Source organism: Streptococcus mitis, assembly GCA_001560895.1.
Taxonomy (GTDB): Bacteria; Bacillota; Bacilli; order Lactobacillales; family Streptococcaceae; genus Streptococcus; species Streptococcus mitis_Q.
This window is the reverse complement of sequence record CP014326.1, coordinates 1736920-1756495: the sequence shown is the minus strand read 5'-3', so window position 1 is coordinate 1756495 and position 19576 is coordinate 1736920. Positions and strand designations below refer to the sequence as shown.

General features: G+C 45.6%; 7 protein-coding genes and 5 pseudogenes. 1 reads left to right on the top strand and 11 read right to left on the bottom strand.

Translation table 11 applies throughout. From position 1 onward, the window contains the following. Window positions 1-127: 127 nt before the first annotated feature. From AXK38_08235 to AXK38_08225, 3 genes are read right to left on the bottom strand one after another with little or no spacing between them, the layout of a single operon-like run. Window positions 128-1570 carry a glutamyl-tRNA amidotransferase gene (locus tag AXK38_08235; protein ID AMH89225.1) on the bottom strand — a complete coding sequence of 481 codons (1443 nt, stop codon included), beginning with the start codon at window positions 1568-1570 and terminating at the stop codon, window positions 128-130. Beyond that, entirely contained in the window at window positions 1570-3036 is a 1467-nt protein-coding gene (gene gatA / locus AXK38_08230) for an aspartyl/glutamyl-tRNA amidotransferase subunit A (protein AMH89224.1), read from the bottom strand. Before gatA ends, AXK38_08235 begins: the two co-directional genes overlap by 1 nt. Further along, on the bottom strand, window positions 3036-3338 hold the full coding sequence (locus tag AXK38_08225; protein AMH89223.1) for an asparaginyl/glutamyl-tRNA amidotransferase subunit C: 303 nt from the start codon (window positions 3336-3338) through the stop codon (window positions 3036-3038). The genes gatA and AXK38_08225 overlap by 1 nt, the downstream gene beginning before the upstream one ends. A 774-nt stretch (window positions 3339-4112) precedes the next feature. On the opposite strand from AXK38_08225, the gene AXK38_08220 reads away from it, so the two are divergent. After that, window positions 4113-5657: a peptide chain release factor 3 gene (locus tag AXK38_08220; GenBank protein AMH89222.1), complete on the top strand. Its 1545-nt coding sequence runs from the start codon at window positions 4113-4115 to the stop codon at window positions 5655-5657. Window positions 5658-7068: 1411 nt separating this feature from the next. Here the strand turns inward: AXK38_08220 and AXK38_08215 are convergent. From AXK38_08215 to AXK38_08180, 8 genes and pseudogenes are all read right to left on the bottom strand, one after another. Next, window positions 7069-7338 (bottom strand): hypothetical protein, encoded by a 270-nt coding sequence (locus AXK38_08215; GenBank protein AMH89221.1) that lies wholly within the window; start codon window positions 7336-7338, stop codon window positions 7069-7071. 120 nt (window positions 7339-7458) lie between these two features. Next, complete coding sequence (locus AXK38_08210; protein ID AMH89220.1) at window positions 7459-7701, bottom strand: hypothetical protein; 243 nt, start codon at window positions 7699-7701, stop codon at window positions 7459-7461. Between the two features lie 2481 nt (window positions 7702-10182). Then, window positions 10183-10869 (bottom strand): annotated as a pseudogene (locus tag AXK38_08205) (hypothetical protein). Between the two features lie 258 nt (window positions 10870-11127). Further along, a pseudogene (locus AXK38_08200) lies at window positions 11128-11877 on the bottom strand (hypothetical protein). Window positions 11878-12102: 225 nt separating this feature from the next. Beyond that, window positions 12103-13269: pseudogene (locus tag AXK38_08195) on the bottom strand (hypothetical protein). A 33-nt stretch (window positions 13270-13302) separates the two neighbouring features. After that, window positions 13303-17133 (bottom strand): annotated as a pseudogene (locus AXK38_08190) (hypothetical protein). A 57-nt stretch (window positions 17134-17190) separates the two neighbouring features. Further along, window positions 17191-17817, bottom strand: a pseudogene (locus tag AXK38_08185) (hypothetical protein). Between the two features lie 33 nt (window positions 17818-17850). Continuing rightward, the gene (locus AXK38_08180) at window positions 17851-19521 is read right to left on the bottom strand and encodes a hypothetical protein (GenBank protein ID AMH89219.1); all 1671 of its coding nucleotides are present in this window, start codon (window positions 19519-19521) and stop codon (window positions 17851-17853) included. Between the last annotated feature and the right edge of the window lie 55 nt (window positions 19522-19576).

Genomic DNA, 19576 nt, shown 5'->3' with positions numbered 1-19576 from the left:
TTACCTCTTTAATAAATATTATTACTCTTCATTTTACCATAAAATCTTCTGGAAATAAAGCCAAAATAGTTATTGGGAGATGGTAGGATCGAAAAAAACCAACCTCAGGGCTGGTTTCTTTTACATATTAGTCTTCTTTCAACTTCGCCAATTCCTGTGCAAGGAGTTTAAGGGCGACTTGTGGATTGGCTTGGCCTTTGGTTGCTTTCATAAGGAATCCTGTGAAGGCCTTATCTGCATTACGTTTGCCTGACTTGAAGTCGGCAACGGCTGCTTCGTTATCCGCAAAGACTTGGTGGATAATTGGAATCAAGACAGCTGGATCTGAGATTTGGACCATGCCTGCTTTTTCCACGTATTCACGCGCTCCACCGCCATTTTTCGCCAGGTGGACAAAGACTTTCTTAGCAATCTTAGAAGAGATAGTGCCGTCTTCGATGATGGCAATCATTTCAACCAAGTTTTCTGGTGTCAATTCGATTTGTTCCAGTGTCTTGCCTTCAGCGTTCAAGAACTGAGCAACCTCACCTTGGAGCCAGTTAGAGACTTGTTTAGCATCGCCACCGAGAGCAACAGCTTTTTCAAAGAAATCAGAAGTGACCTTGTTTGCAGTCAACTGGCTAGCATCGTAGTCTGACAAGCCAAGGTCAGCCACGTAGCGTGCACGGCGTTCTTTTGGAAACTCTGGCAATTCAGTTCGCATTTCCTCAATCCACTCATCTGAAATTTCAAAGAGAGGTAGGTCTGGTTCTGGGAAGTAGCGGTAGTCTGCAGCACCTTCCTTGACACGCATGAGGATAGTTGCCTTGTTAGCTTCATCGTAACGGCGTGTTTCTTGGCGAATTTGACCACCTGAGCGAAGGATTTCAGCCTGACGTTGGACTTCGTATTCAAGCCCCTTGCGAACGTTTGAGAAGGAGTTGAGGTTCTTCAACTCTGTCTTGGTACCGAATTTTTCTTGACCATAAGGACGAAGGGAGATGTTGGCATCCACACGCATAGAACCTTCTTCCATCTTAACGTCAGAAATACCAGCATACTGGATAACTTCCTTGAGGGCTGTCAGATAAGCATAGGCTTCTTCTGGCGAACGCATGTCAGCCTCAGATACGATCTCAATCAATGGAACACCTTGGCGGTTGAGGTCAACATAAGAGTAGCCATCTGTACCGTGGGTGTTTTTACCAGCGTCTTCCTCTAGGTGGGCGCGTTCGATACCGATTTTCTTGGTCGTACCGTCTTCTAGCTCAACTTCAATCCATCCATTGTAACCAATTGGCTCATCAAATTGAGAAATTTGGTAGGCTTTGGGATTATCAGGATAGAAGTAGTTCTTGCGGTCAAAGTGCATCTTTTTATGGATGTCCATGTTGAGGGCAAGAGCTGCCTTGATACCGGCATCAACAACACCTTTATTGAGAACTGGCAGAACTCCTGGGAAGGACCAGTCAATCACGTTAGTGTTGGCATTTTGGTCATTTCCAAAGTGGGCAGAAGTAGGTGAGAAGATTTTTGAATTGGTGTTGAGCTCTACGTGGACTTCAAGTCCAATGACTGTTTCAAAGTTCATTAGTTGTCACCTCCAAAAATCACGGGTTGTTGTTTGTGGTAGTCTGTTGTTGCTTCAAAGGCAGCAGCAGCTTGGTAAATGGTTTCCTCAGAGTACTTAGGACCAATCAATTGGAGTCCGACAGGGAGACCTTGAGAGAATCCAGCAGGAATCGAAATCCCTGGAAGACCAGCTAAGTTAACTGGGATGGTCAAGAGGTCAGCTAAGTACATGGCAACTGGGTCGTGGTTGAGAGAATTTAAGTCATAGGCAACGCTTGGAGCAGTTGGACCCAAAATCAAGTCGTAATCCGCAAAGACTTTTTCGAAATCTTGGATGATGAGGGTACGAACCTGTCCAGCTTTCTTGTAGTAAGCATCATAGTAACCTGATGAAAGACTGAAAGTACCAAGCATGATACGGCGTTTAACCTCTTCACCGAATCCTTGGCTACGGCTATTTACATAGATTTCATCAAGGTTTGTCGCATCCTCTGCACGGTAGCCATAACGAATACCGTCAAAGCGTTGCAAGTTTGATGAAGCTTCAGATGAAGCGATAATGTAGTATACTGCCACACCATATTTAGAGTGAGGGAGGCTGACTTCTTCAACGATAGCGCCAAGTTTTTCAAAGTGCTTAGCAGCATTTAGAATAGTTTCCTTAACCTCTGGGGCAATCCCTTCACCAAGGTATTCCTTAGGCAAAGCGATTTTCATGCCCTTGATGTCTTGGCCGATTTTTGAAGTAAAGTCGGCAATGCGGACAGGAGCAGAAGTAGAGTCTTTAGCATCTTCGCTAGCAATAGCGTTGAGTAAGAGGGCATTTTCCTTAACAGTTGGCGCAAAAGGTCCGATCTGGTCTAATGAGCTACCAAAGGCAATAAGACCGAAACGAGAAACTGTTCCGTAGGTTGGTTTGAGACCAACGATCCCGTTGAAGGCAGCAGGTTGGCGGATAGAACCACCAGTATCAGAACCAAGTGACAAGCGGACTTGCCCTGAAGCTACAGCTGCAGCAGAACCACTTGATGATCCACCAGGAACCTTGCTGTGGTCCCAAGCGTTTTTAGTTGCTCCGTAGTGTGAAGTTTCACCTGAACCACCCATGGCAAATTCGTCCATGTTGGTTTTTCCGACAACAATCATGCCTTTAGCTTTTGCATTAGCAACCGCAGTCGCATCAAAGATTGGCTCGTAGTTGTAGAGCATTTTTGAGGCTGCAGTTGTGAGGATACCATCTGTAGAGATATTATCCTTAACAGCAAGCGGAATTCCTGAAAGGACATTGTCAGCGTCAATTCCAGCTTCATCAATAGCCTTAGCTTGAGCAAGGGCTTGCTCCTCAGCGATAGTAACAAAAGCGTTGATAGCTGTCTCGCGAGATTTGATATCTTCAAGCGTTGCTTGGGTCAATTCAGTTGCAGAAATTTCCTTAGAAACAAGGAGATTGTGCAAGTCTTCAATAGTTTTGTTATTAAAAGTCATTAGGCATCTCCTCCATCGTCTAGGATAGCTGGTACCTTGATATAGTAGTTGTCTTTTTCAGGTACGTTTTTAAACAAGCGATCACGGTCTGTTCCTTCTTCGGCCACATCAGGGCGGAGTACAGTTTTGCGGTCAGCCATGGTCGTAGTAGGTACGACACCAGTTGTGTCGACTTCGCCCAGCAATTCAACCATGTCAACAATTTTAGACAAGGTAGTCGCAAAGGTAGCAGTTTCTTCTTCAGAGAATCTTAATTTTGAAAGATTGGCAACGTGTGTTACCTCTTCTTGCGTAATTTTCATCTTGCATCCTTTCATGAAATGATGATTTTTAGTCTGTTCTATTTTACCATATTTTCCTATAAATAAGGGAGGGAAAGGTGAAAAAAGACAGGTAGAGGATGGAGAACGGGTTTTAATGATGATTTGTTTGAAAAGAGGATTTCAAAGAGGAAATTATATGGTACAATAGTTTGACAGAGAAGTGAAGACGGTGGTTACGAAATCGAAAGGATGGTGATGCTTATGTGCAGATCCTGTAAAATCTTATACTCAATGAAAATCAAAGAGTAAACTAGGAAGCTAGCCGCAGACTGTACTTGAGTACGGCAAGGCGAAGCTGACGTAGTTTGAATTTGATTTTCGAAGAGTATTTAGTAGAAAGTAGTAACCAGATTTGCCCCCCTTTTGAGGCTTTGACACTCATGTTTGTAGCTGGTAACTTTGTTATCACGCTCCTGAAGTTCATCCTTGAATTGGTAAAAGAGACAAAAAAATAGCCGTCCTAACTTTGGCGAGTTAACGAGCTATTTTTTAGTTATGTAATTACAGCCACCGTCTTAAACGGCTCTGTGGGGTGTTGTTGATGCAACACCTTTTTCTATATTTATTGTAACATTTATTTTAAAAATTGCAAGGGGAATTGTTCTACTTTAGCAGTGTCTAACATAAAATAGAAATTGAAAAAAATGCTAAAATCCGATATAATGGAGTGTTGAAAGGAATGGTAAAATCCAATGTAGAAATCATTCTTAGCTATTGAAACAAGAAAAATAGAGAATCAAAGAAAGAGAACTTATGAATATTCAAGAAGAAATTAAGAAACGTCGTACCTTTGCCATCATCTCTCACCCTGACGCGGGGAAAACAACCATTACTGAGCAGTTGCTCTACTTTGGGGGCGAGATTCGTGAGGCTGGTACCGTAAAAGGAAAGAAAACTGGGACTTTTGCCAAGTCTGACTGGATGGATATTGAGAAGCAACGTGGGATTTCTGTTACTTCATCTGTTATGCAGTTTGACTACGATGGTAAGCGCGTGAATATCTTAGATACACCAGGGCACGAGGACTTCTCAGAAGATACCTATCGTACCTTGATGGCGGTGGATGCTGCGGTTATGGTCGTGGACTCTGCCAAGGGTATCGAGGCGCAGACAAAGAAATTGTTTGAGGTTGTGAAACATCGTGGTATTCCAGTCTTTACCTTTATGAACAAGCTAGACCGTGATGGTCGTGAGCCGCTGGACCTCTTGCAAGAATTGGAAGAAGTCTTGGGTATTGCGAGCTATCCGATGAACTGGCCGATCGGGATGGGGAAAGCCTTTGAAGGCTTGTATGATCTCTATAACCAACGCTTGGAACTTTACAAGGGGGATGAGCGTTTTGCTAGTCTAGAAGATGGAGACAAACTCTTTGGTAGCAATCCTTTCTACGAGCAAGTCAAGGATGATATTGAACTTTTAAATGAAGCTGGAAATGAGTTTTCAGAGGAAGCAATCCTTGCTGGAGAATTGACGCCTGTCTTCTTCGGTTCAGCCCTGACAAACTTTGGTGTGCAGACCTTCCTTGAAACCTTCCTCAAGTTTGCTCCAGAACCACATGGGCATAAGAAAACAGATGGCGAAATTGTGGATCCTTACGACAAGGATTTCTCAGGATTTGTCTTTAAAATCCAAGCCAACATGGACCCTCGTCACCGTGACCGTATTGCCTTTGTCCGTATCGTATCGGGTGAATTTGAGCGCGTCATGAGTGTCAATCTGCCTCGTACTGGTAAAGGGGCTAAACTGTCGAATGTGACTCAGTTTATGGCGGAAAGTCGTGAGAATGTGACCAATGCCGTGGCAGGTGATATTATCGGGGTTTACGATACCGGTACTTATCAAGTTGGGGATACCTTGACGGTTGGAAAAAACAAGTTTGAATTTGAACCGCTACCAACCTTTACTCCTGAAATTTTCATGAAAGTTTCTGCTAAGAATGTCATGAAGCAAAAATCCTTCCACAAAGGGATTGAGCAATTGGTGCAAGAAGGAGCCATTCAGCTTTATAAGAATTACCAAACAGGTGAGTACATGCTAGGGGCTGTGGGGCAACTCCAGTTTGAAGTCTTTAAGCACCGTATGGAAGGCGAGTACAACGCTGAAGTCGTTATGAGCCCAATGGGTAAAAAGACCGTTCGTTGGATCAAGCCTGAAGATTTGGATGAACGGATGTCATCAAGCCGAAATATCTTGGCCAAGGACCGTTTTGACCAACCAGTCTTCCTCTTTGAGAATGACTTTGCCCTCCGCTGGTTTGCGGATAAGTATCCAGACGTAGAGTTGGAGGAGAAGATGTGACTCAGTACCAACAATTGGAACTAAAGTTCCAAATTGTTGGACGCTAGTCGCTATTTGGCGAACTAGCTAACTGCCTCACTAACTGAGTTTTACAAATGAAATCGATTTGTAAAACTCAGTTTCGTAGTTCAGGAAATTTATTTGATTGTGTAACAATCTAAGTAACTAATGCCAAGTTTCTATGGAACTTGGCTAGGCGCTCCACTAGTAAAGTTTTACGAATATTATCGATTCGTAAAACTCAGTGTCGTAATCTAATAATCGGTAACTGCTATTGCTGTTTACCTAAACGCTTCATTAGGAAAAATCCGCGAATGGTTTTGATTCGTGGATTTTTCCGTTGTAATGGCAAGGAAGCAAAGTGTCTGCCTATCTCACTAACTTCGTTTGGCAAATATGATCGATTTGCTAAACTCCGTGTTGTAATGTAACAATCGGTTTACCTAAGTACTTCACTAGGCAAAGAGTGTGGGGGAAAAGTCTTTAAAATTAAAAAGCGCATAATATCAGGTATTGAATGTACTGATCTTGATATTATGCGTTTTATTGTGGGATGATTGACTTCATTTTCTCCTGAAATTGTTTTTTTGCTCAGCCTTTTTTCCGTCGTAATGGAAAGAAAGTGGACTAGCTATCTACTACACCAATATATCGACAAAAAAGATTGTGTCGTAATGTGAAAAAGTAAACGCTATATAATGTTATCTCTCCCTCGGCATTAGAACAAGTTCACGAATGTTATTGTTTGCGGGCTTTTCTTGCCAATTTCCTCACGTAATATCTTAGTGAAATAATATATATTGAAATTTAACAGTGAACTCTAGCTAGCGCTGTGATTCGGCAATAGTATGATTGATTAATGAAATAGAATGTTTGAATATAGAAAATTTTATATTTTTATCCAATGTAAAATAAATTAGAAGTATACAAAAAACGGTGCAATATATATATATATATATATATTAAGTATGTGTTTAGTCTGTCTATAAAAAGATTTGTTTTAAACATAAAACGTTATTATATAGTATTATTCTTTTTTTTAATTTCTATTGATTTTTAAATAGATTTTTTTTATAATATTAAAGATTAACTTAGAATTGGGTGAATTGTACCCTTAACCTAAGTTTAGAAAAGGAGATAGCATGTTTTTCAGACGTCAAGAGGGTCAATATCGTGAAACTGATCGTGTGACCCGCTATAAGTTAGTGAAATCCGGTAAGCATTGGCTACGGGCTTCCACTTCTTTATTTGGTTTGTTTAAGGTTTTCCGTGGTAGTGTCGACACTACTCAAGTTATGACCGAAGTGGTTGAGAACCAAACAAACAATACAATTACAGGCCTCGATATTATAAGGGGACTTGCAGCTACAGGAGCTGTATTAGGCGGAGCAGTGGCAACACAAACTACTGTTCATGCCAATGATGCGGTTGCTCTTGAAAAGACATTAGAGTCATCGGATGTTTTAGCTACAAATGACTCAGTCGTTCTTGGATCTGTTTCGAAAGCAAATCCAGAAGAATCGGCAAGTTTGTCACACTCAGAAAGCGAGAGTCTGTCTAGTTCAGAATCGACTTCTGCCAGCCAATCAGTGAGCGCTAGCACTTCTGCAAGTATGTCAGCAAGTACTTCTGCTTCTGTTAGTGCATCTACAAGTACTTCTGCAAGTGTATCAGCAAGCACTTCTGTAAGTTCTAGTCAGTTGATGGTTCATTCAGAGGACAGTTCGGTTGCGACTAGCACTGCTAGTGTTGAAACTGCTGGACAATCCGAATCTGCTTCAGCTGAAAATCAAGTAGTTAGTCAAGGTTTGCCAAACTCTAATTTGTCTGCACCTGTCTTGGACTCTGCTAAGTCAGCAACAGGTTTGATAGAGAAAACTTCCGAATTAACAAGTTTGGCAGGAGTGACTGCTGGTGCCTTGTCATCGGTAGAAGTGTCTACAAAGAAAAATGAAGAAGATCGTAAAAAACTAGCTAAAATTTCAGCTGAAATGGGTGAATATTTAGCTAAGGCGGCAGATCTTCCAGATACAAGTGCAGCCATCCTTAAGGTAGAATCTGCTATAACTGAGATTGAGTCAGCATTAAAGGATCCAACTGCTGATCTTGGTAGCGTTATTAAAACGGCAACTTCAGCTCGTAACTCTATTGCTAATGCAGTTTTGCGTGCTACTTCAGGTCAACGTGATGGCCGTAATGGACAAGAGATGGCGAAACGTGGTGGTTCAAGAAATGAGTATGTCTATGATATCCGCCATGATAAACAAAGAAACCTAGAAGCAACGCTTGAAGTTCACGCCACTGTAAATAAGCAGTCGAAAGCTGCAAGCTTGAACGCAAAAGTTGCTACAAGTAGTCAACCGTTTACAAGTGCGGATACTTCTGGAAATTATAGCGGTTCAATCAGTTCAACTGTTCCAACTAGTGGGACAGGTCAGTATAGAAGTGCGGGAGGTCAGGACCGTGCAGCAGATAAAAAACCTACTCTTTCGATTTCTCCTTCTTCTGTAGAAGTATATAACGATGAAGCAATAGAGAACGCACCAGGAGTCCCTAAAACTGGAATTCGTTTTACTATGAATGATGATAAAGGGCTTTTATCGTTACTATCTGATCCTAGTAATACTGAAATCAGGGGCTTGACTATGAGTAACACCCCTGTTGGTAATCAAGGATTTAGGCCATACTATCCTGACAGACGCAACCCTACACAACATATATCGGAAATCACAGGTGTTGTTGGTCGCAAATCTGATAATTGGGTTCCAATGACTCCGCGTACTTATACTCTTAACTTCGAAGTGGTTGATACTGCAGGGCAACGTACCCCTGGAAGTTTAAATCTGACTATCAAAGGTTTCGACGAACGTAACAACCCTGTAAGTGGCGACCCTGTTGCAGTTAACAACCCTGCATCTTTGAGTGCAACTGAGAAAGCCCAAATCCTTGCTAACTTCAAGAGTAAAAATGCCGCTATCCTCTCAGGTACTGACTATGTGAAGGGCTCTGAAGGCAATAAAGAAATTACGGTATCTGATACAGGTCTTATCACTCTTACTTATCGTGATAATACTGTTGATACAGTTCAAGCGAATGTGAGAGATGCAACTGCGCCAACTGTTGATTACACTGTGAAAGTAAATAATCAAACACCTAAAACAGATAGTGATGGGCGTTCTATTTTTTATGCTGGAGATAAGATCCAGATTACTTTCACTGGTAATGACAATTTTGGACAATTAACAGAATTGACCTTGAATAAGCAAGGTTCAAATAAAACATTAGAGCCTCTGAATGACTTCTTTGAAGGGAACTCTACTAAATGGGGGAGTGGTGCAGTAGATAATATTACAAGTCTAACTACCGCTCCAGCTACACGGACAGTGGATGTTACTGTCAATGATAATATGCAGTGGTCGTCTGGTAATAAATTTTCTCGTGTAGTTAAAGCAGTCGATCCTTCAGGGAATCCTGCAACTAGTTCTTGGTTTGGTTTTATTCAAGGTCAGCTCAAGGATCGTCTTCCAGTGACAAATCCTGAATTGACAACTGTTACAAATAAAAACAGTTTGACAGAAGAGGAAAAGACTGCTGTCAAGAATGCCATCTATGCCAAAAATGCTAAAGTAGATCACCGTATCGACGATATTGAAGTCCAGGCAGATGGTACAGCAACGATTGTCTACAATGACGGAACACGTAGTACTCCAATTCCGCAGTCAGCTACAGTCAATGAGCGACCAACAATTAAAAACTTAACTCCTGGAACTAATGCAAAAATTGATCCTGCGAATCCGCGTAAGATAATCGTTTATCGTGAAGAAGAATTCAGTGTAGATGTGAACTTGACTGATGACCATGGTCGCTTGGACAAGATTAAGGTTCATGATAATGCCTATAATGATGCTCCATCAGGTAATTTTGAAGTTACGAATGGTGGTCGTCTAGAGAGTTCTGCGAGTGGAACAAATATTACCTTTACAGATAAGACAAGTAATTTAGGAAAAGATGGCAATGCGACAGATGCTAATCCGTATAAAGTGACTATCTCAGGTCATGTAGGTAAGGGTCAGCCCGTCAATGATAATGCTAGTCTTAACGTTTGGAATCGTTATATCTCTGGATATGATCAATCTACCCTAACGAATAATAGCGGACAAAATGGTAGTGTCAATAATGCTAACATCATTATTGAGTTCCGTAAGCAGTCTGATAAGTATACTCCTAGAGCAACAAATCCTACAGTCAAGGTGACTTCAAATGGAACTGTTCCAAATTTGGGATCACCAGAGACTTATATTGCCAACAAGTCTGACTTGCCAACTACAGGAACAACGCCTAATACAAGAACGACTTATACATGGAAGAGTGGCGAGAACTCAACGGTTACAAATGGTAAATTAACACGAACAGTTATAGTAACTTATCCAGATGGTTCGACAGATGAAGTTCCAGTTACTATTACGGTAGATGATTCAGAGTATAGATCGCAACAGGCTTCCTTGTCAGCGTCAACAAGTGCAAGTCAAAGTGCATCAACGAGCGCATCTAAGTCCGCGTCGACAAGTGCAAGTCAAAGTGCATCAACAAGTGCATCTAAGTCATTGTCGACGAAAGCAAGTCAGTCCGCATCGACAAGTGCAAGCCAAAGTGCCTCAACGAGCGCATCTAAGTCTGCGTCGACAAGTGCAAGCCAAAGTGCCTCAACGAGCGCATCTAAGTCTGCGTCGACAAGTGCAAGCCAAAGTGCCTCAACGAGCGCATCTAAGTCCGCGTCGACAAGTGCAAGCCAAAGTGCATCAACAAGCGCGTCTAAGTCTGCGTCGACAAGTGCAAGCCAAAGTGCATCAACAAGCGCGTCTAAGTCTGCGTCGACAAGTGCAAGTCAAAGTGCCTCAACAAGCGCATCTAAGTCCGCGTCGACAAGTGCAAGTCAAAGTGCCTCAACAAGCGCGTCTAAGTCCGCGTCGACAAGTGCGAGCCAAAGTGCCTCAACAAGCGCATCTAAGTCCGCGTCGACAAGTGCAAGTCAAAGTGCCTCAACAAGCGCGTCTAAGTCCGCGTCGACAAGTGCGAGCCAAAGTGCCTCAACGAGCGCATCTAAGTCCGCGTCGACAAGTGCAAGCCAATCAGCCAGCACGTCAGCAAGCCAATCAGCAAGCACATCAGCTAGCCAATCGGCATCAACAAGTGCGAGCCAATCAGCGAGCACATCGGCTAGTCAATCGGCATCAACAAGTGCAAGCCAATCAGCAAGCACATCAGCTAGTCAGTCAGCATCGACAAGTGCGAGCCAATCAGCAAGCACGTCAGCTAGCCAGTCAGCATCGACAAGTGCAAGCCAATCAGCAAGCACGTCAGCTAGCCAGTCCGCATCGATAAGTGCAAGCCAATCAGCAAGCACGTCAGCTAGCCAGTCCGCATCGACAAGTGCAAGCCAATCAGCAAGCACGTCAGCTAGCCAGTCCGCATCGACAAGTGCAAGCCAATCAGCAAGCACGTCAGCTAGCCAATCAGCATCAACAAGTGCAAGCCAATCAGCAAGCACATCGGCTTCTGAATCAGCATCAACAAGTGCGAGCCAATCAGCAAGCACGTCAGCTAGCCAGTCAGCATCGACAAGTGCAAGCCAATCAGCAAGCACAAGTGCCTCTGAATCAGCGTCAACAAGTGCGAGCCAATCAGCCAGCACATCAGCTAGTCAGTCAGCATCGACAAGTGCGAGCCAATCAGCAAGCACGTCAGCTAGCCAGTCCGCATCGACAAGTGCAAGTCAATCAGCAAGCACGTCAGCAAGCCAAAGTGCATCAACAAGTGCGAGCCAATCAGCAAGCACATCGGCTTCTGAATCAGCATCAACAAGTGCAAGCCAATCAGCAAGCACAAGTGCCTCTGAGTCAGCATCAACAAGTGCGAGCCAATCAGCAAGCACGTCAGCTTCTGAATCGGCATCAACAAGTGCGAGCCAATCAGCAAGCACATCAGCTTCTGAATCAGCATCAACAAGTGCGTCAGAGTCAGCAAGCACATCGGCTTCTGAATCAGCATCAACAAGTGCGAGCCAATCAGCAAGCACATCGGCTTCAGAATCGGCATCAACAAGTGCAAGCCAATCAGCAAGCACAAGTGCCTCTGAGTCAGCATCAACAAGTGCAAGCCAATCAGCAAGCACATCAGCTTCTGAATCAGCATCAACAAGCGCAAGTCAATCAGCAAGCACAAGTGCCTCTGAGTCAGCATCAACAAGTGCAAGTCAATCAGCAAGCACATCAGCTTCTGAATCAGCATCAACAAGTGCAAGCCAATCAGCAAGCACAAGTGCCTCTGAGTCAGCATCAACAAGCGCGAGTCAATCAGCAAGCACATCAGCTTCTGAATCGGCATCAACAAGCGCGTCAGAGTCAGCAAGTACATCGGCTTCTGAATCGGCATCAACAAGCGCAAGTCAATCAGCAAGCACATCAGCTTCAGAATCAGCATCAACAAGTGCAAGCCAATCAGCAAGCACATCGGCTTCTGAATCAGCATCAACAAGTGCGTCAGAATCAGCAAGCACATCGGCTTCTGAATCAGCGTCAACAAGCGCTTCTGAGTCAGCATCAACAAGCGCAAGTCAATCAGCAAGCGCATCGGCTTCTGAATCAGCATCAACAAGTGCGTCAGAATCAGCAAGTACATCAGCTTCTGAGTCAGCGTCAACAAGTGCGTCAGAATCAGCAAGTACATCAGCTTCTGAGTCAGCATCAACAAGCGCAAGTCAATCAGCAAGCACATCGGCTTCTGAATCAGCATCAACAAGTGCGTCAGAATCAGCAAGTACATCAGCTTCTGAGTCAGCGTCAACAAGTGCGAGCCAATCAGCAAGCACATCAGCTTCTGAATCAGCGTCAACAAGCGCGTCAGAGTCAGCAAGCACATCAGCTTCTGAATCGGCATCAACAAGCGCGTCAGAGTCAGCAAGCACATCAGCTTCTGAATCGGCATCAACAAGCGCGTCAGAGTCAGCAAGCACATCAGCTTCTGAATCGGCATCAACAAGCGCGTCAGAGTCAGCAAGTACATCGGCTTCTGAATCGGCATCAACAAGTGCGTCAGAATCAGCGTCAACAAGTGCGTCAGAGTCAGCAAGCACATCGGCTTCTGAATCAGCATCAACAAGTGCGTCAGAGTCAGCAAGCACATCGGCTTCTGAATCAGCATCAACAAGTGCAAGCCAATCAGCAAGCACATCGGCTTCAGAATCGGCATCAACAAGTGCGAGCCAATCAGCAAGCACATCGGCTTCAGAATCGGCATCAACAAGTGCAAGCCAATCAGCAAGCACAAGTGCCTCTGAGTCAGCATCAACAAGTGCAAGCCAATCAGCAAGCACATCAGCTTCTGAATCAGCATCAACAAGCGCAAGTCAATCAGCAAGCACAAGTGCCTCTGAGTCTGCATCAACAAGTGCAAGTCAATCAGCAAGCACATCAGCTTCTGAATCAGCATCAACAAGTGCAAGCCAATCAGCAAGCACAAGTGCCTCTGAGTCAGCATCAACAAGCGCGAGTCAATCAGCAAGCACATCAGCTTCAGAATCGGCATCAACAAGTGCAAGCCAATCAGCAAGCACAAGTGCCTCTGAGTCAGCATCAACAAGCGCAAGTCAATCAGCAAGCACATCAGCTTCAGAATCAGCATCAACAAGTGCAAGCCAATCAGCAAGCACATCGGCTTCTGAATCAGCATCAACAAGTGCGTCAGAATCAGCAAGTACATCAGCTTCTGAGTCAGCGTCAACAAGCGCGTCAGAGTCAGCATCAACAAGCGCAAGTCAATCAGCAAGCACATCGGCTTCTGAATCAGCATCAACAAGTGCGTCAGAATCAGCAAGTACATCAGCTTCTGAGTCAGCGTCAACAAGTGCGAGCCAATCAGCAAGCACATCAGCTTCTGAATCAGCGTCAACAAGCGCGTCAGAGTCAGCAAGCACATCAGCTTCTGAATCGGCATCAACAAGCGCGTCAGAGTCAGCAAGTACATCAGCTTCTGAGTCAGCGTCAACAAGTGCGAGCCAATCAGCAAGCACATCAGCTTCTGAATCAGCGTCAACAAGCGCGTCAGAGTCAGCAAGCACATCAGCTTCTGAATCGGCATCAACAAGCGCGTCAGAGTCAGCAAGCACATCAGCTTCTGAATCGGCATCAACAAGCGCGTCAGAGTCAGCAAGTACATCGGCTTCTGAATCGGCATCAACAAGTGCGTCAGAATCAGCGTCAACAAGTGCGTCAGAATCAGCAAGTACATCAGCTTCTGAGTCAGCGTCAACAAGCGCTTCTGAGTCAGCATCAACAAGTGCGTCAGAGTCAGCAAGCACATCAGCTTCTGAATCAGCAAGCACAAGCGCCTCTGAGTCAGCAAGCACATCAGCTTCTGAATCAGCATCAACAAGTGCGTCAGAGTCAGCGTCAACAAGTGCGTCAGAATCAGCAAGCACATCAGCTTCTGAGTCAGCATCAACAAGTGCGTCAGAGTCAGCAAGCACAAGCGCCTCTGAGTCAGCATCAACAAGTGCGTCAGAGTCAGCAAGTACATCAGCTTCTGAGTCAGCGTCAACAAGTGCGAGCCAATCAGCAAGCACATCAGCTTCTGAATCAGCGTCAACAAGCGCGTCAGAGTCAGCAAGCACATCAGCTTCTGAATCGGCATCAACAAGCGCGTCAGAGTCAGCAAGCACATCAGCTTCTGAATCGGCATCAACAAGCGCGTCAGAGTCAGCAAGTACATCGGCTTCTGAATCGGCATCAACAAGTGCGTCAGAATCAGCGTCAACAAGCGCTTCTGAGTCAGCATCAACAAGTGCGTCAGAGTCAGCAAGCACATCAGCTTCTGAATCAGCAAGCACAAGCGCCTCTGAGTCAGCATCAACAAGTGCGTCAGAGTCAGCAAGCACATCAGCTTCTGAATCAGCATCAACAAGTGCGTCAGAGTCAGCGTCAACAAGCGCGTCAGAGTCAGCATCAACAAGTGCGTCAGAGTCAGCAAGCACAAGCGCCTCTGAGTCAGCATCAACAAGTGCGTCAGAATCAGCAAGCACATCAGCTTCTGAGTCAGCATCAACAAGTGCATCAGAATCAGCAAGCACATCGGCTTCTGAATCAGCGTCAACAAGCGCTTCTGAGTCAGCATCAACAAGTGCGTCAGAGTCAGCAAGTACATCAGCATCTGAATCAGCGTCAACAAGTGCGTCAGAATCAGCAAGCACATCAGCTTCTGAGTCAGCATCAACAAGTGCATCAGAATCAGCAAGCACATCGGCTTCTGAATCAGCGTCAACAAGCGCTTCTGAGTCAGCATCAACAAGTGCGTCAGAATCAGCAAGTACATCAGCTTCTGAGTCAGCGTCAACAAGCGCTTCTGAGTCAGCATCAACAAGTGCGTCAGAGTCAGCAAGCACATCAGCTTCTGAATCAGCGTCAACAAGCGCGTCAGAGTCAGCAAGCACATCAGCTTCTGAATCGGCATCAACAAGCGCGTCAGAGTCAGCAAGTACATCAGCATCTGAATCAGCGTCAACAAGTGCGTCAGAATCAGCAAGCACATCAGCTTCTGAGTCAGCATCAACAAGTGCATCAGAATCAGCAAGCACATCGGCTTCTGAATCAGCGTCAACAAGCGCTTCTGAGTCAGCATCAACAAGTGCGTCAGAATCAGCAAGTACATCAGCTTCTGAGTCAGCGTCAACAAGCGCTTCTGAGTCAGCATCAACAAGTGCGTCAGAGTCAGCAAGCACATCAGCTTCTGAATCAGCAAGCACAAGCGCCTCTGAGTCAGCAAGCACATCAGCTTCTGAATCAGCATCAACAAGTGCGTCAGAGTCAGCGTCAACAAGTGCGTCAGAATCAGCAAGCACATCAGCTTCTGAGTCAGCATCAACAAGTGCGTCAGAGTCAGCAAGCACAAGCGCCTCTGAGTCAGCATCAACAAGTGCGTCAGAGTCAGCAAGTACATCAGCTTCTGAGTCAGCGTCAACAAGTGCGAGCCAATCAGCAAGCACATCAGCTTCTGAATCAGCGTCAACAAGCGCGTCAGAGTCAGCAAGCACATCAGCTTCTGAATCGGCATCAACAAGCGCGTCAGAGTCAGCAAGCACATCAGCTTCTGAATCGGCATCAACAAGCGCGTCAGAGTCAGCAAGTACATCGGCTTCTGAATCGGCATCAACAAGTGCGTCAGAATCAGCGTCAACAAGCGCTTCTGAGTCAGCATCAACAAGTGCGTCAGAGTCAGCAAGCACATCAGCTTCTGAATCAGCAAGCACAAGCGCCTCTGAGTCAGCATCAACAAGTGCGTCAGAGTCAGCAAGCACATCAGCTTCTGAATCAGCATCAACAAGTGCGTCAGAGTCAGCGTCAACAAGCGCGTCAGAGTCAGCATCAACAAGTGCGTCAGAGTCAGCAAGCACAAGCGCCTCTGAGTCAGCATCAACAAGTGCGTCAGAATCAGCAAGCACATCAGCTTCTGAGTCAGCATCAACAAGTGCATCAGAATCAGCAAGCACATCGGCTTCTGAATCAGCGTCAACAAGCGCTTCTGAGTCAGCATCAACAAGTGCGTCAGAGTCAGCAAGTACATCAGCATCTGAATCAGCGTCAACAAGTGCGTCAGAATCAGCAAGCACATCAGCTTCTGAGTCAGCATCAACAAGTGCATCAGAATCAGCAAGCACATCGGCTTCTGAATCAGCGTCAACAAGCGCTTCTGAGTCAGCATCAACAAGTGCGTCAGAATCAGCAAGTACATCAGCTTCTGAGTCAGCGTCAACAAGCGCTTCTGAGTCAGCATCAACAAGTGCGTCAGAGTCAGCAAGCACATCAGCTTCTGAATCAGCGTCAACAAGCGCGTCAGAGTCAGCAAGCACATCAGCTTCTGAATCGGCATCAACAAGCGCGTCAGAGTCAGCAAGTACATCAGCATCTGAATCAGCGTCAACAAGTGCGTCAGAATCAGCAAGCACATCAGCTTCTGAGTCAGCATCAACAAGTGCATCAGAATCAGCAAGCACATCGGCTTCTGAATCAGCGTCAACAAGCGCTTCTGAGTCAGCATCAACAAGTGCGTCAGAATCAGCAAGTACATCAGCTTCTGAGTCAGCGTCAACAAGCGCTTCTGAGTCAGCATCAACAAGTGCGTCAGAGTCAGCAAGCACATCAGCTTCTGAATCAGCATCAACAAGTGCAAGCCAATCAGCAAGCACAAGTGCCTCTGAGTCAGCATCAACAAGCGCGAGTCAATCAGCAAGCACATCAGCTTCTGAATCGGCATCAACAAGCGCGTCAGAGTCAGCAAGTACATCGGCTTCTGAATCGGCATCAACAAGCGCAAGTCAATCAGCAAGCACATCAGCTTCAGAATCAGCATCAACAAGTGCAAGCCAATCAGCAAGCACATCGGCTTCTGAATCAGCATCAACAAGTGCGTCAGAATCAGCAAGCACATCGGCTTCTGAATCAGCGTCAACAAGCGCTTCTGAGTCAGCATCAACAAGCGCAAGTCAATCAGCAAGCACATCGGCTTCTGAATCAGCATCAACAAGTGCGTCAGAATCAGCAAGTACATCAGCTTCTGAGTCAGCGTCAACAAGTGCGTCAGAATCAGCAAGTACATCAGCTTCTGAGTCAGCATCAACAAGCGCAAGTCAATCAGCAAGCACATCGGCTTCTGAATCAGCATCAACAAGTGCGTCAGAATCAGCAAGTACATCAGCTTCTGAGTCAGCGTCAGAGTCAGCAAGCACATCAGCTTCTGAATCGGCATCAACAAGCGCGTCAGAGTCAGCAAGCACATCAGCTTCTGAATCGGCATCAACAAGCGCGTCAGAGTCAGCAAGCACATCAGCTTCTGAATCGGCATCAACAAGCGCGTCAGAGTCAGCAAGTACATCGGCTTCTGAATCGGCATCAACAAGTGCGTCAGAATCAGCGTCAACAAGTGCGTCAGAGTCAGCAAGCACATCGGCTTCTGAATCAGCATCAACAAGTGCGTCAGAATCAGCAAGTACATCAGCTTCTGAGTCAGCGTCAACAAGCGCTTCTGAGTCAGCATCAACAAGTGCAAGCCAATCAGCAAGCACATCAGCTTCTGAATCAGCATCAACAAGCGCAAGTCAATCAGCAAGCACAAGTGCCTCTGAGTCTGCATCAACAAGTGCAAGTCAATCAGCAAGCACATCAGCTTCTGAATCAGCATCAACAAGTGCATCAGAATCAGCAAGCACATCGGCTTCTGAATCAGCATCAACAAGTGCATCAGAATCAGCAAGCACATCAGCTTCTGAGTCAGCGTCAACAAGCGCTTCTGAGTCAGCAAGCACATCAGCTTCTGAGTCAGCGTCAACAAGTGCGTCAGAATCAGCAAGCACATCAGCTTCTGAGTCAGCATCAACAAGCGCATCAGAATCAGCAAGCACAAGCGCCTCTGAGTCAGCATCAACAAGCGCATCAGAATCAGCAAGCACAAGCGCTTCTGAGTCAGCATCAACAAGCGCATCAGAATCAGCAAGCACAAGCGCCTCTGAGTCAGCATCAACAAGCGCATCAGAATCAGCAAGCACAAGCGCCTCTGAGTCAGCATCAACAAGCGCATCAGAATCAGCAAGCACAAGCGCTTCTGAGTCAGCATCAACAAGCGCATCAGAATCAGCAAGCACAAGCGCCTCTGAGTCAGCATCAACAAGCGCATCAGAATCAGCAAGCACAAGCGCCTCTGAGTCAGCATCAACAAGCGCATCAGAATCAGCAAGCACATCAGCTTCTGAATCAGCGTCAACAAGTGCGTCAGAATCAGCAAGTACATCGGCTTCTGAGTCAGCAAGCACATCAGCTTCTGAATCAGCATCAACAAGTGCGTCAGAATCAGCATCAACAAGCGCATCAGAATCAGCAAGCACATCGGCTTCTGAATCAGCATCAACAAGTGCGTCAGAATCAGCAAGTACATCAGCTTCTGAGTCAGCGTCAACAAGTGCGAGCCAATCAGCAAGCACATCAGCTTCTGAATCAGCGTCAACAAGCGCGTCAGAGTCAGCAAGCACATCAGCTTCTGAATCGGCATCAACAAGCGCGTCAGAGTCAGCAAGCACATCAGCTTCTGAATCGGCATCAACAAGCGCGTCAGAGTCAGCAAGTACATCGGCTTCTGAATCGGCATCAACAAGTGCGTCAGAATCAGCGTCAACAAGTGCGTCAGAATCAGCAAGCACAAGCGCTTCTGAGTCAGCATCAACAAGCGCATCAGAATCAGCAAGCACAAGCGCCTCTGAGTCAGCATCAACAAGCGCATCAGAATCAGCAAGCACATCAGCTTCTGAATCAGCGTCAACAAGTGCGTCAGAATCAGCAAGTACATCAGCTTCTGAGTCAGCATCAACAAGTGCGTCAGAATCAGCAAGCACATCAGCTTCTGAATCAGCATCAACAAGTGCGTCAGAATCAGCAAGTACATCGGCTTCTGAGTCAGCAAGTACATCGGCTTCTGAATCAGCGTCAACAAGTGCGTCAGAATCAGCAAGTACATCAGCTTCTGAATCAGCGTCAACAAGTGCGTCAGAATCAGCAAGTACATCAGCTTCTGAATCAGCATCAACAAGTGCGTCAGAATCAGCAAGTACAAGCGCTTCTGAATCAGCGTCAACAAGTGCGTCAGAATCAGCAAGCACAAGTGCATCTGAGTCAGCATCAACAAGTGCGTCAGAATCAGCAAGCACAAGCGCTTCTGAGTCAGCATCAACAAGTGCGAGCCAATCAGCAAGTACATCAGCTTCTGAATCGGCATCAACAAGTGCATCTGAGTCAGCATCAACAAGTGCGTCAGAATCAGCAAGCACAAGCGCCTCTGAGTCAGCATCAACAAGTGCGTCAGAGTCAGCAGGTAAGTCAAGA

Excerpts from the sequence above, each read along its gene's own strand:
- AXK38_08235 (AMH89225.1), bottom strand. The coding sequence starts at position 1,570 with ATGAACTTTGAAACAGTCATTGGACTTGAAGTCCACGTAGAGCTCAAC.
- gatA (AMH89224.1), bottom strand. The coding sequence starts at position 3,036 with ATGACTTTTAATAACAAAACTATTGAAGACTTGCACAATCTCCTTGTT.
- AXK38_08225 (AMH89223.1), bottom strand. The coding sequence starts at position 3,338 with ATGAAAATTACGCAAGAAGAGGTAACACACGTTGCCAATCTTTCAAAA.
- AXK38_08220 (AMH89222.1), top strand. The coding sequence starts at position 4,113 with ATGAATATTCAAGAAGAAATTAAGAAACGTCGTACCTTTGCCATCATC.
- AXK38_08210 (AMH89220.1), bottom strand. The coding sequence starts at position 7,701 with ATGGCTGCACTTGTATCTGGAAGATCTGCCGCCTTAGCTAAATATTCA.